Below are 26358 nucleotides of genomic sequence, written 5' to 3'. Positions count from 1 at the left end.
GCACACCGCCCGCCGCACCGACGTGCCGACGGCGGTCGGGCCCGTGGCCGGGAAGGCCGTCGCGGGCGGCGGGAACGTCGCGTCAGCCGACGTAGTACGTCGGGTTCGGCAGCTTGTACGTGCGGTCGGCGTAGCCGCCGTCGAGGTCGGAGTACTGGTCGCCGAAGTTCGCGATGATCTCGTAGCCGAGGTCGCGCTCGATGTGCTTGCGGGTCCCGGACTTGTACTGGACGGTCGTGCAGGTCCAGGTGCCCGGGGTGGCGCAGCCGCTCAGGTACGACGGCGGGGCGGCCGCGTTCTTGAGGAACATGTGGTCCGCGTCGAGGTTGATGTCGGCGCCGACCTTCTTCAGGTTCTCCACGGCGGCGGAGCGCTGTGCCTCGGCGAGGCCCGAGTTGTAGAAGACCTCGACGCCCTTCTCCTCGGCGTACCGCACGAGTTCGGGGCTGCCGAACACCGCCGGGCGGTCGGCCTTGTTGACGTACGCCGCCCAGGTGGCGCTGTTGTACGTGTAGTTGTAGCGCTTCTCGTAGTCGAGGCTGAGCAGCAGGGTGTCGTCGATGTCGAAGACGACCGCGGGCTTCTCGCCCTTGTGGACCGCCTTGCGGGCGGCCTGGTCGATGTACTTCCGCGCGGCCTTGTCGATGCTCGCGAGGTCCTTGGCGTACGGGCTGGTCGGCGACGCCTGGTACACGCCGGCCGCGTCCGCCGCCGTGCCGTAGTAGGTGTCGATGTCCTTCACCAGGAGCCCGATGTTGTAGGGCTCGTGGGTGGAGTTGGCCGTGGACTGGCCGGCCGTGGCGGCGCCGGCGCCGTACAGGGCGGCACCGGCGACGGCACAGGCCGCGGCGACGGCCGCGAGGCGAAGTGGCTTTTGCATGACACGTTTTCTACGCGCGTCACGCTGCCGGGCGCGAGACCCGTTGCCCGATCGATACCCGATCACGGGCAAAAATCGGGTCAAGCGGCCGGGCCTCGCGCGTCCTCGCCGGTCAGTCCATGGTGGCTCCGATGGTCGTCGAACCCGTCGTCAGGAACGTGGTCGTGGGCAGGGTGCCGCTCGAACCGCGCGCGTTGTACGTGGAGCTCGCGTCCGTCGACCTGAAGGCGGGGGTGGAGATGCCGGAGTCCCAGTTGTTGCCGGCCGAGGTGACCGAGGAGCTCTTGCTGACCGCGCCACCGCCGTTGCTCACCGCCAGGTTCTTGCCGAGCCTGGCGGAGCCGGTGGCGAAGTAGTAGCCCCACTTGCTGTTGGCGTAGGCGGTGGTGCGGTTGATGACGATGGCGCCGGTGTTGGAGTTCTCGGTGAAGCCGTTTCCGGCGTTGCCCCAGGCGGCCGAGTTGTTGACGACGTGGGCGACCACCTCGCCGTCGCCGCCCAGCTTGTAGCCGTTGCCGTCGCCCGCGAAGGCCGAGTCGGACCAGCGGTTGACGCCGTTGCCGAAGGACCAGGTGTGCTCGATGGTGACGGGCGAGGAGAAGGACCAGAAGTCGAGCCCGTCGTCCGCGTTGTTGTAGAGGCGGGCGCCGGTGATGAGGTTGCCGGTGCCGGAGCCGTACTTCACGGCGATGCCGTCGGCGTTCTCCCCGTGGTTCGCGGCGTCGTAGTGGCCGTAGGAGTCGATGTTCCTGACGGTGTTGTTGACCGTGCCGTCACCGGTGAGGGTGAAGCCGGAGTCGCCGCCGTTGATGGTCTTGATGTTGTTCCAGTTGGTGCCGGTGCAGGACTGGCAGACGACCGCGCTGTCCGGAGAGTTCTGGAACGTGATGTTGGAGACGTTCCAGTAGTCGGCCGTCAGCTTGAGGATCCAGTCCCCGTCCGGCAGCGACGAGCCGTCGATCTTCACGGTCTCCGAACCGTACGCGGTGAGGGTGACGGGCGACGAGGAGGTGCCGTTGGCCGTGGACTGGAGGGTGGCCGTCGGGTAGTAGGTGCCGGCGCGGACCTGGATGACGGTGCCGGCGGTGGCGTTCTTGATGGCGTTGGACAGGTCGGTGGAGTTGCCGACCACCACGGTGGCGGCCTGCGCCTGGGTCGGCAGGACGGCGAGTCCGGCGCCCAGGGTGAGGGCGGCGACGGCCGTGAGAGCGGTACGACGAGACATGGAGTGCGGGTCCTTTCCGTCGTTCACGGGAATGATGCGGGGGGATGGTGCAGGGGACGTGGTGCGGGGGGGGGAGGGGGAGCCGTTCACAGGACTCCGTCGAGCCAGTCGAAGACCTCGTCCTGCATGCGGTCGACGAAGACATGGCCGAGGTCGGGCCAGCTCTTCAGGCGCAACCGCTCCTCGGCGTGACGGGAGCGCCAGACGGCGCGCAGCCGGCCGTGGGCCGCTCGGACGCCGTCGGCGGGGAACAGCGGGTCGAGCCCGCCGTCGAAGAACAGCATCGGCCTGGGCGCGGCGATGCTCGCCACGTCGGGGAAGTCGAGGAACCGGGGCAGCCCGGGATGGAGCATGTAGTACGAGGACTGCCCGCGCAGGGTGTTGTTGCCGGGCACCATCATTTCCCTGAGCCCGGTCATCCAGCAGACGGCCGCCGCGGCGGCGAGGTCGTCGCTGAGCGCGGCCGCCTGCCAGGCGCGGAAGGCACCCATGGAGAAGCCGACGGCCGCGACCCGGCTCCGGTCGACCCGGTCGAGGCCGGCCAGGAATCCGGCGGCCCGGGCGTCCTCGCGGGCCATGAGTCCGGCGAGCGAGGAGCCCAGGTTGAAGAAGTTGGAGGCGAGGGCCTGCTGCTGCTCGTAGGCCAGGGGCCCGCGGTCGCCCCAGCCGAGGGCGTCCGTGCACAGCACGACGTAACCCCGCCGGGCCAGCTCGTCGCCGACGAACCGTCCGCTGAAGTACCGCTCCGACCAGCCCTGCGCGGAGGCGAGCCGGGTGTCGTCGTACCAGGGCCGGACCAGTTTCTCCTTCCCGATGTCGAACTTCGCCCCGTGGTCGTGCAGGAGCAGTACGGCCGGGAAGGGGCCGGGTCCGTCCGGGGTGAGGAGCGCGGCGCGGACGCGTTCGTGGCGGGTGAGGGCGAGTGTCACCAGCTCGCTCGTGTAGCCGTCCTGACGGCGTCGGTCGGTGAACTCGGGGGCGTACGGGATCCGGTCCTGCGCCCCGACGACCAGCAGTTCCTCGACCTTGGCGCGGGCTGCCCGCCGCCAGACGCGGAAGTCACGGATCGGGGACCTCCCCCAGGCCAGGGGGAAGGTCAATCCGGCTCTGAGCGCGGGGTGGAAGCCCGGCAGCGGCCCCTCGACGACGGCCGCCCGCCCGTCCACCACCGCCGCCGGCCCGTCCGGCGCGGCCACCGGCCCGTCCACCGCGGCCGCCGGTCCCGCCACGACGGCCCCCTGCGCGTCGGCGGGGGTGACGGCCCCGGTCAGGAGCGCGGCACCGGTGCCGACCACGAAGGCACGTCGCCCCGGGTCATGGGCGCCCATACGGCCTCCAGTCCCCCAGGTACGTCCGCCGGGTGTGGGTGGCCGCCTCCTCGCCGGTCAGCTGCGGCCGGTTCTCCGGCACCGGGATCACCGCGCCGGGGCCGGAGTTGGCGTGTTCGCGAAAGCGCATGGTCTGCCAGGGGTAGGCCTCGCGCATGTCGGTGTACGGGGTCACCGGGTCGATACCGGGACCGATCCACGTGTCCCGGACGACCAGCGAGGGCCAGGCGGTCGTCTCGTACGACGGCACCCAGGGGCGGGCGATCTTGTACGCGGCGTCCTCGGCACCGGAGGTGATCCGGCCGCGCACGGCGAGGAAGCCGTAGGGGTTGGCCCGGGCGGTGGCGGGGGCGAAGACCATGCCCTTGGGGGTGAAGGTCACGTCCCGCTGGAGGGTGTGGAAGTGGCAGGCGTCGAAGACGGCCCGGCCGCGCCCGAAGACGAAGTCGACGTCGCCCTCGATGTAGCAGCGGTGGAAGTACTGCCGGTCGAAGGCGTCCAGCGCGGTGGTGTCGGCGAACAGGGTGTCCTGGTGGGCCAGCAGGCGCACCCGGTCGAAGTGCGTACGGTCGCCGGTGACGTAGGCGGCCACCGCCTGGGTGCCGGTGATCTCCGGGTGGTCGGCGCGCAGCCAGTCGTTGGCGAGGGTGAGGTCGCGGACGGTGAGGCCGGGCGCGGCGGAGGCGAAGGTGGCGGACCCCGCGGTTCCGTGGGTACCGGACCCGTCGGGCTTGGCGGTCCCGTTGGCGTTGTCGTGGACGAGGACGGCGGCGCGCGGGTCGAGGGAGGCGCCGCGGATCGTCAACTCGGCCTTCTCCGCGGACACGTTCACGACTTCCCGGTACGTACCCGGGTGCACGACGATCGTCGCGCCGGGGCCGTCGACGGCGTCCACGGCGGCCTGGAGGGAGTCGCCGGGGCGCACGTGCAGGACGCGGCGGGACCGGGCATGGGCCGGGGTCGCGGTGATCAGGGCAGCGCCCGTGATGCCCGCGAGGAGGGTGCGTCGGCGCAGCATCTCAGCACTCCCCCCGCCAGGGCTCCCAGTCGCCCAGGTAGGACCCGCGGGTCGCCGATCGCGCCTGTTCCGGGGTGAGTTGGGGGCGGTTCTCGGGGACGGTGATCCGCGCGCCCGGCCCGGTGTTGCGGTACTCGGCGAAGCGCTGGTCCTGCCAGGGGAAGGAGGCGGACATGTCGGTGTAGGGCGCGACCGCGTCGATCCCGGCGTCCAGCCGGGTGTCGCGCACGGTGAGCATCGGGCGGGCGGTGGTGTCGGAGCTGGGCACCCAGGGGCGGGCCAGCTTGTAGAAGGCGTCGGGCGCCTCGCTGCTGATCCGGCCCCGGACGACCAGGTAGCCGAGCGGGTTGGCGCCCGCCGTCGAGGGGGCGAAGACGAAGCCGTAGGGGGCGGCGGCCAGGTCGGTGCGGTTCAGGGTGCGGAAGTGGCAGTGCTCGTAGACGGCCGTCGCCCGGCCGAAGACGAAGTCGACGTCTCCCTCGACGTAGCAGTGCGCGTAGTACTGCCGGGCGAAGGTGGCGAGCGCGCGGGAGTCGGCGTACAGGGTGTCCTGATGGCCGAGGAAGCGGCAGTGGTGGAAGGCGGAGCGGTCGCCCTGGACCTTGATGGCGACGGCCTGGGTGCCGGTGATCTCGGGGTGGTCGGCGCGCAGCCAGTCGTTGGCGAAGGTGATCCAGCGGGCGGTGAACCCGTCGGCCTGCACGGTGGTGGTGGCCGACCCGGTGGTGCCGTAGGTGCCGCCACCGGGCTTGGCGGTGCCGGCCGCGTTGTCGTAGACGATCACGACGTCACGCGGGTCCTCGGAGGCGCCGATCCAGGTGGCCTCGGTGCGGGTGGTGTCGAGGGCGACGGTCTCCCGGTAGGTGCCGGGGGCGAGGACCAGGGTCCAGCCGCTGCCGGTGGTGGCGGCGACGGCGTCCCGGACGCCGGTGAAGTCGCCCCGGCCCAGCGGGTCGACGTACAAGGTCCGCGGGGTGAGCCGATCGGCCGGTGAGCCGTGGCGGCCGAACGGGCCGCGTCGCCCGGTGGCGGCCCGCGCGGGCGCGGCGGCGAGGCCGAGGGCGGCGGCCGTGCCGGCGGTCGCCGTCAGGAATCCTCTTCTGGAGAGCGGGGATCGGGACTGTCGGGGGTCTCGGGGGTCTCGGGGGTGCGAGGACATGCGGTGCTCCTTGGCGGTGCGGCTCTGCTGGAGGGCCGGGGCGACGACGGGCGCCGCCCGCCCCGGCCTCGGAGGAGGGGTCAGCCCAGGCGTCCGGCGCCCGCGCCGCAGTCGACGATCCGGGGGACCGCCTTCGCGGGGTCGACCTTGGTGCGCAGGGTCGGCGTCCAGCCGGCGCCGGACTCCAGGGTCTCGGCCGGGATCTCCGCGTTGTGCACCGCGATCAGGTCGGTGAGCCTGCCGTTGACGTAGTTGTGGTCGGCGGTGAGCGGCGCGACGCTCCAGCGCTTCAGCACCTTGGCCGCGCTGACGCCCGTCGGCAGCGTGAACGCGTTGTGCTGGGCGACGAGTTGCGACTCCTTGCCGATGCCGAAGCTGTAGGAGAAGGCGTCGTCGGCGACGAAGTGGTTGTTGTAGGAGTCGACCTGTCCGAAGCGGACCCGGGGGGCGCGCTCGACCAGGTTCGAGAACTCGTTGTGGTGGAAGGTCACCTTCAGGTGCCCCCGGTCGCCGACGGCCGTGGACTCGCTGTCGCTGTTGCCGATGAGGATCGTCTTGTCGTGCTCGGTGAAGACGTTCCAGGAGGCGGTGACGTAGTCGGCGCCCCGGACGATGTCCAGCTCGCCGTCGTGCTGCTGGTACAGCATGCCGAAGTAGGTCGGCGCGGCGCTGTCCGGGTGGGACCCGTCGGTGAACGTGTTGTGGTCCAGCCACACGTGGGTCGAGCCGTAGACGACGGCGGTGTCGTACTCGGAGTTCCAGTTGCCGTTCGTGCCGTCGGTCGGGTCCCACTGCGGGAAGCAGTCGATGGGCGACTCGAAGGCCAGGTTCCGGATGATCACGTTGTCGACGGCCTTGATCTGGAGGCTGACGCCCTTGAAGCCGGCGTTCTTCCCGATGCCGACGATGGTGGTGTTGGCGGGGATGTTCGCCTTGATGGCCGTGTCCTGGGCGGCGGCGGAGGCGCGGCGCAGTCCCTCCGGGCTGTCGTCGGGCTCGGCGCTCAGGTCCGTGTCGAGACCCCAGGTCTCGGGCGCGTACGCGGCGAGGTAGGCGTCGAAGTCGTACCCGGGCGCGGCGAAGGCGTCGCAGCCCTCGGCGACGGCGTCGATGACGCCCTTCACCTTGATGATCTTCGGCGCGGTGCCGCCCGCGGCGAGGGCGGCCTTGAATCCGGCCCAGTCGGTGACGGTGTACACATGGGCGGCGTCGGCGGCCGAGCCGCCCGTGGTGCCCGTCCCGTAGGAGGCCCAGCCGTCGTTCGCGGCCAGGACCTGACGGCCGAGGTCGCGGGACGAGGAGCGGGCGTGGGCGTCGGCCCGGGCGGACGCCGTACCGGTGACGGAGAGCACCAGCGCGGTGCACCCCGCCAGGGCGGCTATGACGCGTGCATGACATACCTGTGTGGCCACTGTACGGATCTCCTCCGGTGACGAAAGGTGTACGGGTACTGCGGGTGCTGCGGTACTGCGGGTGCTACGGGTACGGCGCGAGCGTGCGGGTGCCGCGCCGACGGCGCGGGCGTCACGCGAGTGGTGCGGGCGTCACGCGAGTGGTGCGGGCCAGGTGATCCAGGACGTGGGTATCTCGTCGTGCAGCCGGACGACGTCACGCGGCCCGAGCACCCGCGTGCGCAGCAGCTCGCGCACGACGAGCCGTGCCACGGCGATCGCTCCGGGCGGGTTGAAGTGCGTGTTGTCCTGCTCGGTCGCGGTCCAGTTGAAGTACGTCTTGGTCTCCTCGACGCCGAGCCGCTGCCACAGCGCGAGCGACAGCGCCTGGACGTCGAGCAGCGCCACCCGCTCTGCCTCGGCGAGCGCGCGCATGGCGGCCGGGTACTCGCCGTGCGTCGGCACGGCGTTCCCCTCGGCGTCGAACCTGCGGCGCTCGACGGGCGTGGCGAACACCGGCCGCGCACCCTTCGCGCGGGCGCCGTCCACGTACATCCGCAGGTGGTCCTGGTAGGTGGTCCAGGGCTCGGTGTACCGGGTCGGATCGGTGGTCTTCTCGTCGTTGTGCGCGAACTGGACGAGGAGCAGGTCCCCGGGCCGGATCGCGGCGAGGACGGCGTCGAGTCGGCCCTCGTCGACGAAGCTCTTCGAACTGCGCCCGTTCACCGCGTGGTTGGCGACCGGCCGGTCCTTGTGCAGGAAGAAGGGGAGCGCCATGCCCCACCCGGTCTCGGGGGCTGCGTCGGAGTACTTCTGCGCGGCGGTGGAATCACCGGCGATGAACAGCGTGCGGGGTCGGCGGGCCCCGGCGCGGGCGGGCCCGGCGGCCACCGCGCCCAGCGGAACGGCGGCGAGCGCCGCCGAAGTGACCTGTCTGCGGGTAAGGGACACGAGGTGCACCTCTCAACAGGGGCGAGTGAATGTCTTCGAGGGGCGCGGGGAACCGCGCGACCGGTCCCGGCCGGCCCGCGGTCCCCCACCACCGGAACCGCGCCCTACGCGTGGTTCTTCTTCCAGTCGGCCTGCGCGGCGTTCAGCTGCTCGGCCAAGGTGTCCAGGAAGTCCTTCGGGCTGAGCTTCCCCAGCAGCACCTTCTGGAAGTTCGGCTCGTTGTCCGCCTTGGAGATGGTGTTCCAGTCGGGCAGGTAGTAGGGCAGCTGCACGATCTTGGTGCTGGTGCCCGCCAGCGCCTCGGCGGCCAGCTTCGTCGGCTCGGAGGACTGCACCCAGCCGTCATGCGCCGCCTCGTTGTTCGCCGGCACCTGACCCGCCGTCTCGTTCCACTTGCTGTTGGACGCGTGCGAGGCGGCGAACTCGATGAACTTCCAGGCGGCGGTCTTGTTCTTGCTCGCCTTGAACAGCCCCAGCCCGTCGACGGGGTTGGACACCTGCACCCGCGTGCCGTCGTCCTGCGTGGGCGCCGGAATGCCCTTGAACTTGCCGGCCAGCGCCTTCTGGTGGTCGCCGTACGAGCCCAGGTTGTGGCTCAGCATGCCGATGGTGCCGGAGTCCCACTGGGCGACCATCTTGGTGAAGTCGTTGTTGACGTCGGCGGACGGGGTGTTCTTCTTGAACAGGCCGACGTACTTCTCCAGCGCGGCCACGTTCTTCGGGTCGTTGACCGTGGTCCTGTCGCCGCTCCAGAACTCGGTGATGCCGCTCTGGCCGTACGTGGCGTCCAGCGCCTGGGCGATGGAACCCGCGCCACCGCGGATCGTGTACCCGAACGCGTTCTTGTCCTTGTCGGTCAGCTTGTCGGCGGCCGCGTAGAACTTCGTCCAGGTCGTCGGCGCGTCGAGGCCGGCCTTCTGGAACAGATCGGTCCGGTACCAGAGCGTGCCGTTGTTGGCGGAGGTCGGCACCGTGTAGGTCTTGCCGTCGATGCCCGCCGCCTTGACGCCGTCCAGGAACTTCTGGTTGAGCTTGCCGTTCAGCGGGCTGCCGGAGATCCGGCTGTCCAGCGGTTCGAGGGCGCCCTGCGCGGCGACCTCGGCGAGCATCGCGGTGCCCACGCCGCCGACGTCGGGCAGACCGCCGCCCTGGATGGCGGTGTCGTACTTGGACTGGACACTGTCGGCCGGGACGCCGACGTAGTTGACCTTGATGTCGGGGTTCGCCTTCTCGAAGTCGGCGATGATCTCCTTCCAGACGTCGGTACGCACACCGCCGTTGTTGTCCCAGAAGGTGATCTCCCCTTTGCCGGAGCCCTCGCCTCCCTTGTCCCCCGCGCCGCCGCTGCCGTCGTCGCCGCAGGCGGTGGCGGTCAGCGCGAGCACGGAACCCAGGGCGACGGCCAGGGCGGCGCGCCTGCTTCTGCGGATGCTGCTCTTCATGTGGTCGGCTCTCTTCTTCTGGATCCCAACGGAGATATGAAGTTGTGGGGGGGTCAGTGGGTGGTGCCGTGGGTGGGGCCGTGGTGGTGCCGTGGGCGGTGCGGGCGCCCGGGGTGGTGCGCGGCTCCCGACAGGCGGGCGGTGCTGACGGGTCAGAGCGGTCCGAGCGGAACGATCCGGAACCCGCCGAACGAGGCCGATCCCGCGTGCCCGGTTCCGGTCGGCGCGAGGGCGAAGAGGCCGAGCAGCGCACCGACCCAGCACCAGGGCGTGGCGGCGAAGACGGGACCCGAGAGACGCAGCCCGTCACCGGTGTCGTAGGCGAAGCGGCAACGTGCTCCGGCGCCGATCTCGATCCGCAGGCGCGCCCGTCCCCGGGGGGCGAGCCGCGGGTGGGCGGCGTCCCGTTCCCTCTCGGCGACCGGTTCCGCGAACCGGTGCACGAGGTGGACCGCCCCGTCGGTCCCGCGCTGGAGCCCGATCCAGCCGAAGGCGTCCCCGAGGACCGCGAGTCCGGCGCGGGCCCCGGGCTCGTCGCTGTGCAGCTCCAGCTCCACCTCGACGGCGGAGGGGAGCCCGGGCAGCCGTTGGGTGAGGACGTTCGGCAGGGTGCGCAGGTCGTGCGCTCCGGCCGTCCGCACGCAGGTCAGGCGCAGTCCGTCGGCGGAGTGCTGGGTGGCGAAGCCGTCCTGCGGGTTGGCCGTCCACGACCACTGGCGGCCGAAGCGTCCGCCGGGGAAGTCGTCGTCGGCGGCGGGCTTGGCCGGCGGGCCCGCGGGCAGGGCGGGCCGCCGGTGTTCGAGCACGGGGGCGCCCTCGTCGCCGATCACCGGCCAGCCGTCCGTGCCCCAGCGCATCGGCTGGAGGTGGACGACCCGGCCGTACGCGCCGCGCTGCTGGAAGTGCAGGAACCAGTCCTCGCCGGACCGGGTGCGCACCCAGCCGCCCTGGTGGGGGCCGTTGACCTCGGTGTCCTTCTGCTCCAGGACGATCCGTTCCTCGTACGGCCCGAAGAAGTCCCGGGACCGGAAGGCGCCCTGCCAGCCGGTCTCCACTCCCCCGGCGGGCGCGAGGATCCAGTACCAGCCGTCGTGCCGGTAGAGCTTGGGGCCTTCGAGGGTGAACCAGCCGGGTATCCGGTCCCCGTCCACGATCACCTTTCCCTCGTCGAGGACGGCCGTCCCCTCCGGGTGCATCCGGTGACCGGTGAGCCGGTTCTTCACTCCCGCGCGGGACTTGGCCCAGGCGTGGACCAGATAGGCCTCGCCCGTCTCGTCGTCCCACAGGGGACACGGGTCGATGAGCCCGCGGCCCTCCTTCACCAGCTGCGGAAGCGACCAAGGCCCCCTGATCTCCCGGGCGTTGACCTGGAAGATGCCCCGGTCGGGGTCGCCCCAGAAGATCCAGAAGCGGTCGTCGTGGTGCCTCAGGGACGGCGCCCACACCCCGCGGTCGTGCCGCGGGGAGCTGAACTCGTCGGCCGGTTCGAGGCGTTCGAGGGCGTGGCCGATCAGCGTCCAGTGGACCAGGTCGCGCGAGTGCAGCAGGGGCAGACCGGGGGCGCGGCCGAAGCTGGAGGCGGTGAGGTAGAAGTCGTCGCCGACCCGCACGACGTCCGGGTCGGACCAGTCGGCGTTCAGGACGGGGTTGGTGTACGTCGCGTGCGTCACCGGCCGACCGCCTTCCGTACCAGGGCCGCCGCCTCGCCCCGGTCCAGGCGGCCGTCGGCGACGACGGTGACGATCCGGCGTACGGCCGTCTCGCCGGGCGGGACCGGCAGCCTCTCCCGGGAGGCCAGCGAGGAACCGACGCCCGGGTACTCGGCGGTGCGGACGAACCAGGGATCGCGGCGGGTGGCACCGGTGGCGCCGGCGAAGACCAGGGTCCAGTGGTCGCCGGCCAGCGCGAGCCAGTCGGCGCGGGCGCCGTGGGCGGATGCCTCGCCCTCCGTGTCCGCGGTGAAGACCTCGGGTGCCGTGTCCTCCTTGCGGGCCCGCCAGAAGAAACCGCCGTAGGCCGCTCCGGGGCGCCCGTTCGTCGCCGGGCTGCCGATGGACAGCGGGCGGGAGGTGACGTTGGTCAGGGAGAACGTGAAGTCCAGCGCCCAGGCGGTGTCGGTGAGTTCGGTGGCCGCGACCGTCCGGCGCTCGCGCAGCAGCTCCGTTCCCGAGGCGACCCAGCGCAGCTCCTCCACGAAGCCGTCGGGGTCACGAAGCTGGAAGGAGCCGTGCCGCTGGGCGCCGTGGTTGTCGAGCTCGGTGGGGCCCCGGTCACGGACGTAGGTGCGTCCGCCCCAGAAGTTGTGCCCCTCGACGTCGGGTACGGCTACACCGACGCCGAGGTGGTGGGTGTGGTCGGCCGGGCTCAGCTCGGTGACCGCCGTGCCGGCCAGGGTGGTGACGGGGTGCAGATAGGGGCGCGGGGAGAGCCGGGCGGGCAGCTCGGGCCGGGGCACGTAGCGGGCGACCGGGCGGCCGGCGACACGCAGGACGACCGGTGCGTCCTGGGCGGTTGCGGTCATCAGGGGCTCACCTCTTTCGGGTGCGCGGTCGTGAACGCCCAGGGGGCGCCCAGTTCGGAGTAGAGGGCGAGGGTGTCGGCGGCGGCCGCGACGAGGCCGTCGATGCCGGGGACGACCCGCCGCTCCTCGTCGGGCAGCGGGCGCCAGGCGTCGTCGGGCATCCGCACCGGGTCGGGGGCGACCCGGATCGCCTCGACGACCCGCATGAACGACTCGGTCGCGGCGGGCGGGACCAGCAGTTCCGTGCCGTCGGTGAGGTGGTCGACGAGGTTCTCCAGCAGGTCGGTGCGGCCGTACTCGAACTCCTCGGGACCGTGGCCTGCCCGCTGGAGCAGCACCCGGTCCTGCTTGTACCAGTACGTGATCCGGCCGCGTCCGCCGTGCACGACGACGTACGGGTCGTCGGGGTCCTCGGCGCACAGCGTGGCCGCGACGACGATCTCGCGGCCGTCGGCCGTGGTGACGCGGACGCAGGAGGTGTCGTCGGACTCGATGTCGTTGGCGTGCGCCAGCTCGGTCTCGATGCCGGTGACGTCGGCGGCGCGGGTGGCGCCGGCCAGCGCGAGGGCGGTGGCGACGGCGTGCGCGAGCGGGTTGGTGAGCGCCCCGTCGATCACGTCGACGCCGTTCAGCCGTCGCCTGCCCGCCCAGGGCGCCCGCCGGTAGTACGCCTCGGGCCGGGCCCAGGCCCCGGCGCCGCCGACGCCGGCGACCTCGCCGATCACCCCGTCGTCGATCATCCGGCGGATCGCGGGCACGGCGTGCGAGCCCAGCGACTGGAAGCCGATCTGGCAGACCACGCCCGCCTCGGCGACCCCGTCCGCCATCCGCCGGAACTCGGCGTAGGACGGCGCGGGCGGCTTCTCCAGGAGCAGGTGCACCCCCTTGCGCGCCGCGATCAGGGCCAGGTCCGTGTGGGTGGGGATCGGGGTGCAGACGACGGCGATCCGGGCGCCGGTGGTGTCCAGCAGCGCGCCGAAGTCGGCGGACTGCTCGGGTGCGCCCAGCCCTTCGGGGATCTCCGCCGGGGTCAGCGGGGTCAGCTCGCAGACGCCCGCCAGGCGGACGATGCCCTTGTCCTGGAGCCGGCGGATGTTGTCCAGGTGCCAGCGGCCGTGGCCGCGCGCACCCGCGAGGACGATCGGGACCGGGCTGCTCAACGGTTCGGCGGTGTTCATCGGTTCGGCGGTGTTCATCGGTCCGGCGGTGCTCATGGGATCCTCCCTGCGCCCGCGCCGCGTGCCGCCTCGCGGTCGGCCACCGCGGCGCTGTCGATCTTTCCGTGCAGGGTAGGCGTCGGGCCGACGACCGCCGTGAGGTCGCGCTCGCGGCCGCCGTCCCGGGCGCGGACGAGTCCGGTGCGGTCGGTGGCGGTCGTGAGGTGGGCGGCGCGGTCGTCGACGGTCGTGAGGTGGGCGTCGGCGGCGGCCGCGCCTCGGGTGGTGCCCGAGCCGGGGGCCGCCCGGCCGCCGTCGGCGGCGCGGACGTCACGGGCGACTTCCCGGGCCTGGCTCCGAGCGAACCCGCGGAGCGGCCCCGACGCGGCAATCGGCAGCGCGGCCTGACGGGTCCTCACCCCTTCACCGCCCCCGCGCTGAAGCCGGTGATGAGCCACTTCTGGATGAAGGCGAAGACCAGCACCACGGGGACGGCGGCGATGATGCCACCCGCGGCCAGCGCGCCCAGGTCGACGCTGTCCGCGCTCATGAGGGTGTTGAGGCCGACGGGGATCGTCTGCTTGGTCTGGTCGGACAGGAACATCAGGGCGAACAGGAAGTGGTTCCAGGCGTGCACGAAGGCGAAGGAGCCGACGGCGATCAGCCCGGGCCGCAGCAGGGGAAGGACGACGATCCGGAAGGCGGTGAGCCGGTTGCACCCGTCGACCCAGGCGGCCTCCTCCAGGGAGTACGGCACGTTCCGGATGAAGCCGCTGATCAGGATCATCGACAGGGGCAGCTGGAAGACCGTCTCGGCGATGATGACGCTGCCGAGCGAGTTGATCATCTTCAGTTCGGCGAAGATCTGGAAGAGCGGCACCAGCAGCAGCGCGCCCGGCACGAACTGGGTGCACAGCAGGGCGAGCATGAAGCCGCGCTTGATCCTGAAGTCGAAGCGGGCGAGGGCGTAGCCGCCGGCCAGGGCGACGCCGGTGGTGAGCAGCAGGGTGGCCACACCGGTGAGCACGCTGTTCTGGAAGTAGACGGCGAAGTCCCGTTCGTTCCAGACCTTCTCGAAGTGCTCGAAGGTCATCGGCCACGGGACGAGCGAGGTCGAGCCGGCCGGGCGCAGCGCGAACAGGAGGATCCAGTAGAAGGGGACGAGGGTGAAGACCAGGTAGATCGACAGGGGGAGGTAGATCTGCCAGCGCGGGGCCTCGTCCCAGGCACGCCGGTGCCGGGACGGGCGCCGGTCGGGCGCGCCGGTCACGCGCACGGGGACGGGTGTGATTTCGGTGGCCTCCTTGGTGATCACTTTTCGCCTCCTCCGAACTTGCTCAGCCGCAGATAGACCATCGAGCAGAAGAGCAGGATCACGAACGCGACCGTGGTGAGGGCGGACGCGTAGCCGAAGTTGTGTGCGTCGACGCTGGTGTTGGCGATGTAGAGCGGGAGCGTGGTGGTCTCCCCCGCCGGACCGCCGCCGGTGAGCGTGTAGAGCAGGTCGACGTTGTTGAACTCCCACACCGCGCGCAGCAGGGTGGACAGGACGATGGCGTCCTTCAGGTGGGGCAGGGTGATGTGCCAGAACTGCTTGATCCTGCTGGCGCCGTCGACCTCGGCGGCCTCGTACAGGTCCTTGGAGACGGACTGGAGGTCGGCGAGGATGAGGATCGCGAAGAAGGGGACACCACGCCACAGGTCGGCGACGATCGCCGCCGGGAAGACGGTGGAGGTGTCCGACAGCCAGCTGGTGCCGTACTCACCGACCCCCATGTCCGCGAGGTAACGGGTGATGCCGGTCTGGGAGTTGTAGAGCAGTACCCAGATCGCGGAGGTCAGCACCCCGGAGACGGCCCACGGGGAGAAGACCAGCGCCCGCCCGAGCGAGCGCCCCACGAAGGTCTGGTTGACGATCAGCGCGAGCGCCAGACCGAACAGCAGCTGGAGTCCGACCTCGACGAAGACCCACTGGGCGCTGAAGGTCAGCGTGTCCCAGAACTGGGGGTCGTCGGTGAAGGCGTGGACGAAGTTGTCGAAGCCCGCGTAGCCGTTGCGCCACGGTTTGGTGGGGTTGTAGTTCTGGAGGCTGTAGTAGAACACGCTGATGACCGGGTAGGCGATGAAGCCCAGCATCAGCAGGGCCGCCGGCGCGATCAGCAGGTACGGCAGTCTGCGGGGCGTGGCGGAGGCACGGCGCCGCCGGGGTGGCGCGGGCGGCTTCGCCACGGCTGCGGCTTGGGCCATGACTGTTCTCCGTTCTCAGTACGTCTCTCGGTACGTCTCGGTGCGGCTGTCGGTACGTCTCGGTGCGTCTCGGTGCGGCTGTCGGTACGTCTCGGTGCGTCTCGGTGCGGCTGTCGGTACGTCTCTCGGTGCCGTGCGCGGGCGGGGCGCGTCACGCAGGAAGCGCTTTCTCGTGATGCGTGGTGCGTTCTTGGCCGGGACTGTGGTGGTGCGCCGGCGTCAGCCCGCGTACGGGTCCGCGACCTTTCCCGGGCGGGCCAGGAACTCGAAGTCGCAGCCGGTGTCGGCCTGGGTGATCTGATCGTTGTAGAGCGCGCCGTATCCGCGCTCGTACCGGGCGGGGGGCGGCGTCCACTGCGCCCGGCGCCGTTCCAGCTCCTCGTCGTCCACCTCGAGCCGGAGGGAACGGGCCTCGACGTCGAGCGTGATCGGGTCCCCCGTGCGCACCAGGGCGAGCGGCCCGCCGACGTACGACTCGGGCGCCACGTGCAGGACGCACGCGCCGTAACTCGTCCCGCTCATCCGGGCGTCGGAGATCCGCACCATGTCCCGCACCCCCTGCTTGAGCAGATGGTCGGGGATGGGCAGCATGCCGTACTCGGGCATCCCCGGGCCGCCCTTGGGACCGGAGCCGCGCAGCACCAGGACGGTGTCGGCGGTGATCCCCAGCTCCGGATCGTTGATGGTGCGCTGCATGGTCCGGTAGTCGTCGAAGACGACCGCGGGGCCGGTGTGCCGGAGCAGGTGCGGCTCGGCGGAGATGTGCTTGATGACGGCGCCGTCCGGGCAGAGGTTGCCGCGCAGGACGGCGACCCCGCCCTCGCTCGCGACCGGGTTGTGCCGGGGACGGATGACGTCCTCGTCGTGCACCCGGGCGCCGGCGAGCTGCTCGCGCAGGGTGTCGTGCGAGACCGTCGGGCGGTCCAGGTGGAGCAGGTCCGGGATCCGGGAGAGGAAGCCGGGGAGTCCGCCCGCGAAGTGGAAGTCCTCCATGAGGTACTTCTGGCCGCCCGGCCGTACGTCGGCGAGCACGGGGACCGTCCGGGCGATCCGGTCGAAGTCGTCGAGGGTGAGCTTGACGCCCGCGCGGCCCGCCATGGCGATGAGGTGGATCACGGCGTTGGTCGAACCGCCGAGGCCGAGGACGGTCGTCACCGCGTCCTCGAACGCGTCCGCGGTGAGGATCTCGCTCAGTCTGCGGTCCCGGTGGACCAGTTCGACGATGCGCAGACCCGCGGCGGCGGCCATCCGGTCGTGCCCGGAGTCCACGGCCGGGATGCTCGACGCGCCCGGGACCGTCACACCCAGCGCCTCCGCGGCGGCCGTCAGCGTGGACGCCGTGCCCATCGTCATGCAGTGGCCCGGCGAGCGCGCGAGGCCGCTCTCCAGCTCGGCCAGTTCGCAGTCGCCGATGAGGCCGGCCCGTTTGTCGTCCCAGTACTTCCACATGTCGGTGCCCGAGCCGAGGACCTCGTTGCGCCAGTGGCCCGGGAGCATGGGCCCGGCCGGGACGAAGACCGTCGGCAGGTCGACGCTGGCCGCGCCCATGAGCAGCGCGGGGGTGGTCTTGTCGCAGCCGCCCATCAGCACGGCCCCGTCGACGGGATAGGAGCGCAGCAGCTCCTCGGTCTCCATCGCGAGCAGATTGCGGTAGAGCATCGGGGTCGGCTTCTGGAAGGTCTCGCTGAGCGTGGAGACCGGGAACTCCAGCGGGAATCCGCCCGCCTGCCACACGCCCCGCTTCACGGCCTGCGCGCGGTCGCGCAGGTGGACGTGGCAGGGGTTGATGTCCGACCAGGTGTTGAGGATCGCGACGACCGGCTTGCCGAGGTGCTCCTCGGGCAGGTAGCCGAGCTGGCGGGTGCGAGCGCGGTGGCTGAAGGAGCGCAGGCCCTCGGCGCCGTACCACTGGTGGCTTCTGAGGTCCTCCGGGCGTTTGCGGGCTTGATCGTCGAAGCGCTTCATATGGACCATCCGGCGGCAATGGCGGCGACCTCGGCGCGCTCGTCCTCGGGCAACGGCCGACTCGGCGGGCGGACCTCGCGACGGCACAGCCCGAGGGAGGCAAGCGCCTCCTTCACGATGGTGACGTTGTTGGCGGAGCCGTTGGCGGCCCGGAGCTCCTCGAAGCGTCTGATCTGTTCCCACACCTTCATCGCGGCCGGGTAGTCCCCCGATCGAAGCGCTTCGATCATGTTCAGCGAAACGGCGGGGGCGACGTTCACCAGCCCGGAGGTGAAGCCGGTGGCGCCCGCGGAGAAGTAGGAGGGCGCGTAGGGCTCGGCGAGTCCCGCCACCCAGACGAAGCGCTCCAGGCCCGCGTCCCGCGCGAAGGCGGCGAACCGGGAGGCGTCCGGGACGGCGTACTTGACGCCGATGACGTTCGGGCAGGCGTCGGCGAGTTCGGCGAGCCGTTCGCCGCGCAGCTGCGCGTTGCGGATGTACGGCACGACGCCCAGCTCGGGCACCGCCGCCGCGATCTCCCGGTGGTAGTCGACCCAGCCGCGCTGCGAGACGTAGGGGTGGACGGGCTGGTGGACCATCACCATCTGCGCGCCCAGTTCCCGGGCGTGCCGGGCGGAGGCGACGGCGGTCGGGACGTCGTGTCCGACGCCGACCAGGATCGCCGCCCGCCCGCCGGCCACCTCGACGGTCACCTCCGTGACCAGGCGGCGCTCTTCGGGGGTCAGGGCGTAGAACTCGCCGGTGTTGCCGTTCGGGGTGAGGGTGGTGATCCCGCCGTCGAGCAGGCGCCGCAGCAGGGCCCGGTGGGCGTCGCCGTCGACGGATCCGTCCTCGGCGAACGGGGTCACCGGGATGGCCACCACGTCGGCCAGGGCCGCACGCTGGGTCTCGAACGCCACGCTGCTCATTCCTGACCTTTCTCGGACCGGTACCCCTCGGGGGCTTCCTGGGCGGTCTCGGGGAACGCCCGGTGCACGAAGGACGCGATGTGGCCGTGCAGGGCGCGGGCCGCTCCGTCGGAGTCCCCGGCCAGGGCGAGCCGCAGGATCTCGCGGTGCTCCCCCGCCTCCCGTTCCCAGGAGGGCGATGCGGCCCAGGCGACGGCGGAGACCAGGGCGGCCTGGTCGCGGACCTCGTCGAGCATCCGGCCGAGCAGCGGGTTGCCGCACGGCAGGTACAGGGCGCGGTGGAACTCGCGGTTGGCCAGCGACCGTTCGGCGGTGTCGGTCGCCTGGTCGGCCCTGGTGAGCGCCTCGCGGGCGGCGTCCAGGGAGGCGCCCCGGCGCACGGCCCGCCGGAGCGCCTCGGGTTCGAGGAGCAGGCGTACGTCGTAGACCTCGCGCGCCATGTCCGCGTCCACCATGCGCACCGTGACGCCCTTGTACTGGCTCATGACGACCAGTCCGGTGCCGGCCAGCGTCTTGAGCGCCTCGCGGACCGGGGTCTTGGAGACCCCGAACTGCGCGGCGAGCTCGGTCTCGACCAGGGGCTGACCGGGGGTCAGCCGGCCGGTGAGGATGCGGCGTTTGATCTCCTCCAGCACGTACTGCGTGCGGGAGGGGATCGGCGTGGGCACAGAGGTCATGCGCGCCTCTCGGATGTCACGTGTCTGATCTCGGATCTCACGTATCGCGTCTCATATATGACGTACGAAGTACGACGCGGTTGAAGGTAGGAGGGCCCCTGTGTTTCGTCAATGCTTCCGACAAAGGAAGTTGAGGTTGCCCGGAACGAGGACGGCGGGGCGGGCGGGCCGGGTGGGTCAGAAGGGAAGGGTCTCGCCCTCGCGGGCGGTGCGGGTGGGCCCCTGGAAGGCGACGGCGGCGCGGGCGGTCGCGGCCTCCCGGGTCAGCGTGGGCCCGACGTGGGTGATGTACAGCTCGCGCACCCCTGCCCTGCGGGCCGCCTCACCGGCCTCCTCGGGCGTGAGATGGAACCGCGGCTCATGTTCGCCTTCGCGATGACGGTCGATGTCCGCCTCGCACAGGAACAGGTCGGCGCCGGAGGCGAGTTCGGTGAGGGCCTCGCACGGCCCGGTGTCGCCCGAGTACGCGAGGACGCTCCCCTGGCACTCGGCCCGCAGCCCGTACGCCTCGGTGTCGTGCGCCATCGCGCGCGAGCTGAGGCGCAGGTTCCAGTGCCGCACGGTGTGCCCGTCGAACAGGGCCCGGAAGTCGAAGACCCCGCTCAGGAACCGCACGTCGGGCCGGCCGAAGAAGCCCGCGAGACGCCGGGCGCAGTCGAGCGGCGCGTAGACCGGGATCGGGGCCGGCGGGGTCATCCCGCCGTGGGCGAGGGCGTAGGCGGCGGCGAGGAGGTCGGCGCTGTGGTCGGCGTGGAGGTGCGAGATCCAGATCGCCGTGAGCCGTTCGGGATCCGTGTGCCGCTGCAACTCGGCGAACGTACCGGGGCCCGCGTCCACCCACACCTCCGCCCCCGCGCCGCGCAGCAGATAGCCGGAGCAGGGGCGGCCCGGCCCCGGGTGCGGAGAGGCGGTACCGAGGACGGTGAGGCTCAGGGGCATGCTGGGGAGCGTACGTTTCGGGCCCGCGGGACGCGCCGTGATTGCCTTCGCCCGCGGCAGCCGCCGGGCACCGGCCACGCCAGGCCCGCCGGGTCTGCCGGGCCCGCCGGGTCTACCGAGGCCGGCGGAGCTGCTGCCGGGGCTGCCAGGGCCGCTACGGCTTCCAGGTCTGTCGAGCCTTCCAGGTCTGCCGGAGCTTCCGGGTCTGCCGGGGCCGCTACGGCTTCCACCCCGGGTCGCGTCCGCTCAGGCCGACCGCGCGGTCGAGCAGCGGGGCGTCGTCCGGGACGGGGACCACGGGGCCGAACACACCGCTGCCGGGCTCGCCCTGGGCCGCGGCGGCGGCGAGGAACCCGTGCGCCGCAGACAGCGCGGCCGGGTCGGGCGTGTACTCCTGGCCGGTGGCCCGGGCCAGGTCCCAGCCGTGGATCACCAACTCGTCGGCGACGACGGCGGCCGCGACCGCGCCCGGCAGGTCCACCCCGCCCGCGCGGGTCATGCCGGTCCAGGCGGCCGGGTCGCGCCAGGCGTCGGCGAGCTCGTCGAGCGCCTTGGCGAACTCCTCGCGCCAGCCGGGGCCGATCTCCGGCGCGGCGGCGTCCGGAGCGGTGTCGGTCATGGGGCCCAGGTCCTTGCGGGCCGCGTCCCGGAAGGCGACGGAGAGGCCGGTGAGGTGCCCGAGCATGTTGCGGACGGCACAGCCCGGGCAGGGCGTCCCGTGCGCGAGCTGCTCGTCGCGGACGCCGCCCGCGAGGCGCGCCACGATGGCGGTCTGCGGGCCGAGGTCGAACGTGGGTGCGGCTGTCGTGTCGGTCATACGGGGTGGACCGGTGCCGACGCGTGAACTCATCGGTGTCCCGCCCGGCGATCGCGTGGTGTCCGCGCCGGGCACCGCAGTCCGGGCGCGCCGGTGACGTGGGCCGCCGGGCCCGGCGTCGGGCCCGGTGCCTCAGGTGCTCCGGGGAGCCTACCTACGGGGGCGCACGGATCCGCGCGGGACGGGCGGCGTGAACGGGGCATCTGCCCGATGCCCGGGCGGCCGCCTCAGCTCCACGATGACCAGGCATGACGAAGAACTGGTCCGTGGTGCGTGTCCTGCGGGACCGCGACGCGGCGCTCTTTCTGACCGCGTCGACGGTCTCCGGTTTCGGCACCTCGGCGCTCTGGCTGGCGTCCGGTGTGTGGGTCAAGGACCTCACCGGCTCGAACGGCCTCGCGGCCCTGTCCGCGCTCGCCCTGTGGGTGCCGACCCTGCTCGGGCCGCCGCTGGGCACCCTCGCCGACCTCGGCCGTCGCAAGCCCCTGCTCGTCGCGCTCAACCTGGGCCCGGCGGCGCTGCTGCCCACCGTCCTCGCCGTCGACTCCCCCGGCCTGCTGTGGCTGCTGTGGGCGGTGCTGTTCCTGTACGGCGCGGCCGCCGTGGTCGCCGACGCGGCGGAGTCCGCGCTGGTCGCCGCCGTCGTCGCGCCGGAGCTGCTGGGCGACTTCAACGGGCTGCGCATGACGGCCACCGAGGGCATGAAGCTGACCGCCCCGCTGGCCGGCGCGGGCGTCTACGCGGCCTACGGCGGCCCGGCGGTGGCGCTCCTGGACGCGGCCACCTTCGGGTGCGCGGCGGCGCTGTACGCGTGCGTGAAGGTCCGTGAGGAGCGCCCGCGGCGGGCCACCGTCTCCTGGCGTGCGCAGACCGCCGAGGGCGCCCGCTTCCTGTGGGACCATCCCGGGCTGCGCCCACTGGTCCTGGCGGGCGGCGCGGCGCTGCTGCTCTCGGGGCTCGGCGGCCCGCTGGTCTACGCCGTCGTCGAGGGCCTCGGCCGCTCCCCCGCCTTCGCGGGCACGCTCTACGCCGCCCAGGGCGCCGGTTCGGTCGTGGTGGGGCTGCTCTCGGGGCCCGCGCTGCGGCGGCTCGGGGAACGCCGGTTCGCCGCGTACGGGATCGTCCTCACGGCTCTCGCGGTCGCCGCGCAGGCCGCGGCCTCCTCGGAAGCCGTGGCCCTGGTGTGCGGCGCCGCGATCGGGATGGGGCTGCCCTGTGTGCTGATCGCCGCGCTGACGACCGTGCAGCGGGAGACTCCGGACGCGCTGCTCGGCCGGGTCACCGCGACGGCCGGCACCCTGATGTACGCGCCGACCGCCGTCGGGCTCGCTGCGGGCGCGGGCCTGGTCGCTCTCGTGCCGTACCGGCCGCTGCTCGTGCTGCTGGCCCTGGCCCGGCTGGCGGTCCTGCCGCTGCTGCGCGGCGGTCAGCGGCCGGCCAGCGCCTCGCGTACCGCCGACAGGTCTCCGTCCGACGCCAGTCCCGCGTGATACAGCCGGAGTTCGGTCGCCCCGAGTTCGCGCGCCCGGGCCAGGTCGGCGGACAGGGTCCCCGGACTGCCGCCCATGCCGGAGACGACACCGAAGTTGGCGGCGACGACCGCGCCCGCGCGGCGCTGCGCGGCGAACGGTGCCAGCGGTCCCGGCCCGCCCGCGCAGGGCACGACCACCCCGTCCGCGACGGCCAGGACGTGCTCGGGGTCGACCCCCGGGTTCGCGCCGACGTGGTACGTCACGGGGTCGGCGTGCAGCAGGACCTGGAAGCCTTCGGGCGCGGCGTCCCGTACCGCCCGCACCGCCGTCTCCTGGAGTGTGCGCGCGGTGTCGTCGCGCCACGCGCGCGTGGCCGCAGCCGTCTCCTGCCCGAGCAGCTTCTCGATCTCCGCCCAGCCCTCCCCGCCGTCCGGCGCCCCCCGCCACAGCGGCTCGAGCGCCTCCCGTACGGCGGCGGCGAGCGCGTCGGCGTCCAGGCCCTGCCCGCCGTAACCGGCCCGGCAGGCGGGGCAGAAGCAGAGCGCCATGAGGTACTGGCCGGCGTCCCCGAGGCCGACGCCGCCTGTCTTGTCGTGGGCGTGCAGGTGCTGGAGCCCGTACCAGCCGAGGGACTCCAGTTCGGTGCCGCCCGCGCCGGGGCGTACGGCGGCCTCGGCGGCGAGGTCGACGAGGTACGCGCGCGTGGCGGGCTGGGCGATGCAGGGGGCCCACGGGTAGCGGTCGCCGTAGGCGTTGACCACCGAGGTGTCCGGATGCTCGGCGCCCAGCCGGGAGTTGTGGGCGAGGACCACCCAGCTGTGCACGTCGAGCCCGGCGGCCGCGAGTGCCTCGGCGGCCTCTCCGTAGGCGTCGCCGGGCGCCCAGTCGCCGGCCGGGTACGGGCGCAGGGCGCGGCCCTTCCAGCGGTCGCCGGCCGGATCCGTCGGGTACAGCACGGCCGCGTGCTCGGCGGTGACGATGCGGTGGCGCGGGTGGCGGGGGGTCAGGGCGCGGGTGGAGTGGTAGGCGGCGGCGAGGGTCACCTGTTCCACGCCGAGCGCGGCGATCCGGCCCGGTGCCCCGGGGTCGCCGGTGACGTCCCAGGGATAGACGAATGTCGACGCCTTCACTCAGCTGTCCTCCTCCAGCAGCGCGTGGCCGCGCTCGATCACCTGGGCGAGCTGTTTGACGTGATCCTCGCTCGGTTCGTGCAGCGGCGGGCGCACTTCGCCCACGTCGAGGCCGCGCAGCCGGACCCCGGCCTTGACGAGGGAGACGGCGTAACCGCGTCCCTGGGCCCGCAGTTCGACGAACGGCCGGTAGAAGCCGTCGAGGAGGCGGTGGGCGGTGGCGTCGTCGCCGGTGGTGAGGGCCCGGTGGAAGGCGAGGGCGATCTCGGGGGCGAAGCAGAACACGGCCGAGGAGTAGAGGGTGACGCCGAGGGCCCGGTAGGCGAGCTGGGTCTGCTCGGCGGTCGGCAGGCCGTTGAAGTAGAGGAAGTCGCCGGGGACCTCGGTGCGCACGGCGCTGACGGTCCGCTGCATCAGGTCGAGGTCGCCGAGGCCGTCCTTGAGGCCGATGATCCCCTCGGTGCGGGCGAGTTCGACGACGGTCCCGGGGGTGAAGACGGCGTTGTCGCGCTGGTAGACGATCACGGGCAGGGCGGTCGCGGCCGCCACCTCGCGGTAGTGCCGCAGCAGGCCCTCCTGGGCGGCGACGACGAGGTAGGGCGGCATCGCGAGCAGGCCGTCCGCCCCGGCCGACTCGGCCAGCCGCGCGTAGCGCACGGCGAGCGCGGTCCCGTAGCCGGCGCCCGCGACGACCGGCACGCGTCCGGCGGTCTCGGCCACGGCCGCCCGCACGCAGGCCTCGAACTCCTCCGGGGCGAGCGCGTGGAACTCCCCGGTCCCGCAGGCGGCGAAGACGGCGGCGGCACCCGCCTCGACGCCGGCCCGGAGATGCGCGCGGTAGGTGTCGAGGTCGAGGGAGCCGTCGGGGCCGTAGGCGGTGACGGGGAAGAACAGCGGTCCGCTGGGGACGCGGAGGCGGTCGGCGAGCGGGGCTGACGTCACAGGCTCTCCCGGGTCCATAACGGGTCCATATTCTTGAGCAGCGTCCATATTCCTGAACGACCTCACGCTAAAACGACCGATCGAGCCGGGTCAAGCGTGCCAACTCGCGAGACACCAGCACTTTTGCCTCGCCTGTAGGACACTTGACGGGCGCCGCCACGGCTCCTTAGCGTGTCCATGCATGTGAACCTTGGCCACACATGCGTCCACCCATCCCATGATCACCCGCCCCATGATCCAAGGAGACCCGAGGATGCCCGCTCCGCGCACCGTCCTGCTCACCGGCGCCGCCGGCGGCCTCGGCACCCTGATGCGGGAGCTGCTGCCCGCCTACGGCTACGAGCTGCGCCTGCTCGACCTGCGCCCGATCGACGACGCGCCGCACGCGATCGTCGCGGACCTGGCCGACAAGGAGGCGGTCCGGGAGGCCGTGCGGGGTGTCGACGCGATCATCCACCTCGCCGGCATCTCGCTGGAAGCCCCCTTCGAGAAGATCCTCGGCGCGAACATCGCGGGCACGTACCACCTGTACGAGGCGGCCCGCGAGGAGGGCGTGCAGCGCGTCGTCTTCGCCTCCTCCAACCACGCGGTCGGCTTCACCCCCCGTCCCGGCGGCGGCCCGTCGCCCGACGAGGCCGACTTGATCCCGATCGACACCCCGCGCCGCCCGGACACCTTCTACGGCCTGTCCAAGTCCTTCGGCGAGGACCTCGCCCAGCTCTACTGGGACAAGCACGGCCTGGAGAGCGTGTCGGTACGCATCGGCTCCTGCTTCGCCGAACCCACCAGCGTGCGGATGCTGTCGGTGTGGATGAGCCCGGCCGACGGCGCCCGCCTCTTCCACGCGGCCCTGACCGCCGAGAACGTGGGCCACACCGTCGTCTACGGCTCCTCCGCCAACACCCGGCTGTGGTGGGACCTCGGCACCGCGCGGGCGCTCGGCTACGAGCCGCAGGACGACTCGGAGCCGTACGCCGAGAAGCTGATCGCCGAGCAGGGCGAGCTGGACCCGGAGAACATCGCCCACGCCTACCTGGGCGGCCACTTCGTCAGCGACCCCCCGATCTGGCCGTACTGACCGGAAAGCGGACCTCACCGACGACGGGCGGGCACCGAACGGGCCCGCCCGCCGGCGTATCCGGGCACGCACCCTGCCCGTTCCCACCCGCCCCCCGGCTGCCCCGCAGGTCCGCGCCGGGCGGCCCGACGGGCAAACGGGCCCACCCGGGCAGTATCGGGCCCGCAACAGACCTGGTCAGTGCCGCGCACCCGCTGTAGAACTTCCCCCATGGGTCCCACCGGGCCCGAACGGGCACGACGGCGGGAGAGCGAGGTGACGACGTGACCCCGAGGACGGCGGAGGAGCGTCAGCGCGAGATCGTGCGTGCCGCGCGCGCCACCGGCGCGGTCGACGTCACCACGCTCGCCACCGAACTGGGCGTGGCCAGGGAGACCGTACGACGCGATCTGCGCGCCCTGGAGGACCACGGCCTGGTGCGCCGCACGCACGGCGGCGCCTATCCCGTGGAGAGCGCCGGCTTCGAGACGACGCTGGCCTTCCGCGCCACCAGCCATGTGCCCGAGAAGCGCCGGATCGCCGCCGCGGCGGCCGCCCTGCTCGGGGACGCCGAGACGGTCTTCGTCGACGAGGGCTTCACCCCGCAGCTCATCGCCGAGGCGCTGCCCGGGGACCGCCCGCTGACCGTGGTCACCGCCTCGCTGCCGGTCGCGGGCGCGCTCGCCGGGACCGAGAACATGTCCGTGCTGCTGCTCGGCGGCCGGGTCCGCTCCGGGACTCTCGCCACCGTCGACCACTGGACGACGAAGATGCTGGCCGGCTTCGTCGTCGACCTCGCCTACATCGGCGCCAACGGCATCTCCCGCGAACACGGCCTCACCACCCCGGACCCGGCGGTCGGCGAGGTCAAGGCACAGGCGGTGCGGGCGGCCCGGCGGGTGGTCTTCACCGGCGTGCACTCCAAGTTCGGGGCGGTCAGCTTCTGCCGGTTCGCCGAGGTGGGCGCCCTGGAGGCGATCGTGACGAGCACCTTGCTGCCGGCGGCCGAAGCCCACCGGTACTCACTGCTGGGGCCTCAGGTCATCCGGGTCTGAACCCCCGAACCACCCACTCCGAGGGCACCACCACGCCTCGGGGCGCCCGATACATCCCACTATGTCCAGGAGCGATC

24 protein-coding genes are annotated in these 26358 nt (G+C 72.4%); 3 read left to right on the top strand and 21 right to left on the bottom strand.

What is annotated here, in order from left to right; translation table 11 throughout:
- Positions 1-82: 82 nt before the first annotated feature.
- From AOQ37_RS32590 to AOQ37_RS32500, 19 genes are all read right to left on the bottom strand, one after another.
- Complete coding sequence (locus AOQ37_RS32590) at positions 83-880, bottom strand: HAD family acid phosphatase (RefSeq protein WP_062649775.1); 798 nt, start codon at positions 878-880, stop codon at positions 83-85.
- A gap of 112 nt (positions 881-992) precedes the next feature.
- Complete coding sequence (locus AOQ37_RS32585) at positions 993-2105, bottom strand: right-handed parallel beta-helix repeat-containing protein (RefSeq protein ID WP_062649773.1); 1113 nt, start codon at positions 2103-2105, stop codon at positions 993-995.
- 86 nt (positions 2106-2191) lie between these two features.
- Complete coding sequence (locus AOQ37_RS32580; RefSeq protein WP_062649771.1) at positions 2192-3433, bottom strand: dienelactone hydrolase family protein; 1242 nt, start codon at positions 3431-3433, stop codon at positions 2192-2194.
- Positions 3420-4448, bottom strand: a complete 1029-nt coding sequence (locus AOQ37_RS32575; RefSeq protein ID WP_062649976.1) for a pectinesterase family protein — start codon at positions 4446-4448, stop codon at positions 3420-3422. Before AOQ37_RS32575 ends, AOQ37_RS32580 begins: the two co-directional genes overlap by 14 nt.
- A gap of 4 nt (positions 4449-4452) precedes the next feature.
- Entirely contained in the window at positions 4453-5610 is a 1158-nt protein-coding gene (locus tag AOQ37_RS32570) for a pectinesterase family protein (protein ID WP_062649770.1), read from the bottom strand.
- 80 nt (positions 5611-5690) lie between these two features.
- On the bottom strand, positions 5691-7022 hold the full coding sequence (locus tag AOQ37_RS32565) for a pectate lyase family protein (RefSeq protein WP_062649768.1): 1332 nt from the start codon (positions 7020-7022) through the stop codon (positions 5691-5693).
- Positions 7023-7154: 132 nt separating this feature from the next.
- The gene (locus AOQ37_RS32560; protein ID WP_062649974.1) at positions 7155-7952 is read right to left on the bottom strand and encodes a rhamnogalacturonan acetylesterase; all 798 of its coding nucleotides are present in this window, start codon (positions 7950-7952) and stop codon (positions 7155-7157) included.
- A 104-nt stretch (positions 7953-8056) separates the two neighbouring features.
- Positions 8057-9394: an ABC transporter substrate-binding protein gene (locus AOQ37_RS32555; protein WP_062649766.1), complete on the bottom strand. Its 1338-nt coding sequence runs from the start codon at positions 9392-9394 to the stop codon at positions 8057-8059.
- A 152-nt stretch (positions 9395-9546) separates the two neighbouring features.
- The gene (locus AOQ37_RS32550; protein ID WP_062649764.1) at positions 9547-11064 is read right to left on the bottom strand and encodes a glycoside hydrolase family 43 protein; all 1518 of its coding nucleotides are present in this window, start codon (positions 11062-11064) and stop codon (positions 9547-9549) included.
- Entirely contained in the window at positions 11061-11915 is an 855-nt protein-coding gene (locus AOQ37_RS32545; RefSeq protein ID WP_062649762.1) for a DUF6807 domain-containing protein, read from the bottom strand. The genes AOQ37_RS32550 and AOQ37_RS32545 overlap by 4 nt, the downstream gene beginning before the upstream one ends.
- Entirely contained in the window at positions 11915-13093 is a 1179-nt protein-coding gene (locus AOQ37_RS32540; RefSeq protein ID WP_062649973.1) for a Gfo/Idh/MocA family protein, read from the bottom strand. Before AOQ37_RS32540 ends, AOQ37_RS32545 begins: the two co-directional genes overlap by 1 nt.
- A 32-nt stretch (positions 13094-13125) precedes the next feature.
- A complete protein-coding gene (locus tag AOQ37_RS42040; protein ID WP_062649760.1) occupies positions 13126-13491 on the bottom strand; it encodes a hypothetical protein in 366 nt (121 codons plus the stop codon).
- A complete protein-coding gene (locus AOQ37_RS32530) occupies positions 13488-14387 on the bottom strand; it encodes a carbohydrate ABC transporter permease (protein ID WP_062649757.1) in 900 nt (299 codons plus the stop codon). The genes AOQ37_RS42040 and AOQ37_RS32530 overlap by 4 nt, the downstream gene beginning before the upstream one ends.
- A complete protein-coding gene (locus AOQ37_RS32525) occupies positions 14384-15319 on the bottom strand; it encodes a carbohydrate ABC transporter permease (RefSeq protein ID WP_062649755.1) in 936 nt (311 codons plus the stop codon). Before AOQ37_RS32525 ends, AOQ37_RS32530 begins: the two co-directional genes overlap by 4 nt.
- A 219-nt stretch (positions 15320-15538) precedes the next feature.
- Positions 15539-17284, bottom strand: coding sequence for an L-arabinonate dehydratase (gene araD / locus AOQ37_RS32520; protein ID WP_062649752.1), 1746 nt, complete (start codon positions 17282-17284; stop codon positions 15539-15541).
- The gene (locus tag AOQ37_RS32515) at positions 17281-18192 is read right to left on the bottom strand and encodes a dihydrodipicolinate synthase family protein (protein ID WP_062649750.1); all 912 of its coding nucleotides are present in this window, start codon (positions 18190-18192) and stop codon (positions 17281-17283) included. Before AOQ37_RS32515 ends, araD begins: the two co-directional genes overlap by 4 nt.
- Complete coding sequence (locus AOQ37_RS32510; protein ID WP_062649748.1) at positions 18189-18869, bottom strand: GntR family transcriptional regulator; 681 nt, start codon at positions 18867-18869, stop codon at positions 18189-18191. The genes AOQ37_RS32515 and AOQ37_RS32510 overlap by 4 nt, the downstream gene beginning before the upstream one ends.
- Positions 18870-19046: 177 nt before the next feature.
- Positions 19047-19808, bottom strand: a complete 762-nt coding sequence (locus tag AOQ37_RS32505) for an MBL fold metallo-hydrolase (protein WP_062649746.1) — start codon at positions 19806-19808, stop codon at positions 19047-19049.
- Between the two features lie 217 nt (positions 19809-20025).
- Positions 20026-20625: a TIGR03086 family metal-binding protein gene (locus AOQ37_RS32500; protein ID WP_062649743.1), complete on the bottom strand. Its 600-nt coding sequence runs from the start codon at positions 20623-20625 to the stop codon at positions 20026-20028.
- A gap of 248 nt (positions 20626-20873) precedes the next feature.
- Here AOQ37_RS32500 and AOQ37_RS32495 point away from each other — a divergent pair, with 248 nt between their 5' ends.
- Complete coding sequence (locus AOQ37_RS32495; protein ID WP_062649741.1) at positions 20874-22115, top strand: MFS transporter; 1242 nt, start codon at positions 20874-20876, stop codon at positions 22113-22115.
- Here the strand turns inward: AOQ37_RS32495 and AOQ37_RS32490 are convergent.
- Both AOQ37_RS32490 and AOQ37_RS32485 read right to left on the bottom strand, forming a co-directional pair.
- Positions 22052-23227 (bottom strand): hypothetical protein, encoded by a 1176-nt coding sequence (locus AOQ37_RS32490; RefSeq protein ID WP_062649738.1) that lies wholly within the window; start codon positions 23225-23227, stop codon positions 22052-22054. The two genes, AOQ37_RS32495 and AOQ37_RS32490, sit on opposite strands and share 64 nt — an antisense overlap.
- Positions 23228-24187 (bottom strand): 5-dehydro-4-deoxyglucarate dehydratase, encoded by a 960-nt coding sequence (locus AOQ37_RS32485; protein ID WP_199825115.1) that lies wholly within the window; start codon positions 24185-24187, stop codon positions 23228-23230.
- A 235-nt stretch (positions 24188-24422) separates the two neighbouring features.
- On the opposite strand from AOQ37_RS32485, the gene AOQ37_RS32480 reads away from it, so the two are divergent.
- Positions 24423-25247, top strand: coding sequence for an NAD-dependent epimerase/dehydratase family protein (locus AOQ37_RS32480; RefSeq protein WP_062649733.1), 825 nt, complete (start codon positions 24423-24425; stop codon positions 25245-25247).
- A 263-nt stretch (positions 25248-25510) separates the two neighbouring features.
- Positions 25511-26281 carry a DeoR/GlpR family DNA-binding transcription regulator gene (locus AOQ37_RS32475; protein ID WP_062649731.1) on the top strand — a complete coding sequence of 257 codons (771 nt, stop codon included), beginning with the start codon at positions 25511-25513 and terminating at the stop codon, positions 26279-26281.
- Positions 26282-26358 lie beyond the last annotated feature (77 nt).

Origin of the sequence: Streptomyces maremycinicus (assembly GCF_001184025.1) — a bacterium.
Classification (GTDB): domain Bacteria; phylum Actinomycetota; class Actinomycetes; order Streptomycetales; family Streptomycetaceae; genus Streptomyces; species Streptomyces maremycinicus.
Note: the sequence above shows the minus strand (reverse complement) of the source record. Positions and strands in the feature narration are given on the sequence as shown.

Coding starts and splice junctions, on each gene's coding strand:
- AOQ37_RS32590 (WP_062649775.1), bottom strand. CDS start 880: ATGCAAAAGCCACTTCGCCTCGCGGCCGTCGCCGCGGCCTGTGCCGTC.
- AOQ37_RS32585 (WP_062649773.1), bottom strand. CDS start 2,105: ATGTCTCGTCGTACCGCTCTCACGGCCGTCGCCGCCCTCACCCTGGGC.
- AOQ37_RS32580 (WP_062649771.1), bottom strand. CDS start 3,433: ATGGGCGCCCATGACCCGGGGCGACGTGCCTTCGTGGTCGGCACCGGT.
- AOQ37_RS32570 (WP_062649770.1), bottom strand. CDS start 5,610: ATGTCCTCGCACCCCCGAGACCCCCGAGACCCCCGACAGTCCCGATCC.
- AOQ37_RS32555 (WP_062649766.1), bottom strand. CDS start 9,394: ATGAAGAGCAGCATCCGCAGAAGCAGGCGCGCCGCCCTGGCCGTCGCC.
- AOQ37_RS32545 (WP_062649762.1), bottom strand. CDS start 11,915: ATGACCGCAACCGCCCAGGACGCACCGGTCGTCCTGCGTGTCGCCGGC.
- AOQ37_RS32540 (WP_062649973.1), bottom strand. CDS start 13,093: ATGAACACCGCCGAACCGTTGAGCAGCCCGGTCCCGATCGTCCTCGCG.
- AOQ37_RS32525 (WP_062649755.1), bottom strand. CDS start 15,319: ATGGCCCAAGCCGCAGCCGTGGCGAAGCCGCCCGCGCCACCCCGGCGG.
- araD (WP_062649752.1), bottom strand. CDS start 17,284: ATGAAGCGCTTCGACGATCAAGCCCGCAAACGCCCGGAGGACCTCAGA.
- AOQ37_RS32515 (WP_062649750.1), bottom strand. CDS start 18,192: ATGAGCAGCGTGGCGTTCGAGACCCAGCGTGCGGCCCTGGCCGACGTG.
- AOQ37_RS32510 (WP_062649748.1), bottom strand. CDS start 18,869: ATGACCTCTGTGCCCACGCCGATCCCCTCCCGCACGCAGTACGTGCTG.
- AOQ37_RS32505 (WP_062649746.1), bottom strand. CDS start 19,808: ATGCCCCTGAGCCTCACCGTCCTCGGTACCGCCTCTCCGCACCCGGGG.
- AOQ37_RS32500 (WP_062649743.1), bottom strand. CDS start 20,625: ATGACCGACACGACAGCCGCACCCACGTTCGACCTCGGCCCGCAGACC.
- AOQ37_RS32495 (WP_062649741.1), top strand. CDS start 20,874: ATGACGAAGAACTGGTCCGTGGTGCGTGTCCTGCGGGACCGCGACGCG.
- AOQ37_RS32485 (WP_199825115.1), bottom strand. CDS start 24,187: ATGGACCCGGGAGAGCCTGTGACGTCAGCCCCGCTCGCCGACCGCCTC.
- AOQ37_RS32480 (WP_062649733.1), top strand. CDS start 24,423: ATGCCCGCTCCGCGCACCGTCCTGCTCACCGGCGCCGCCGGCGGCCTC.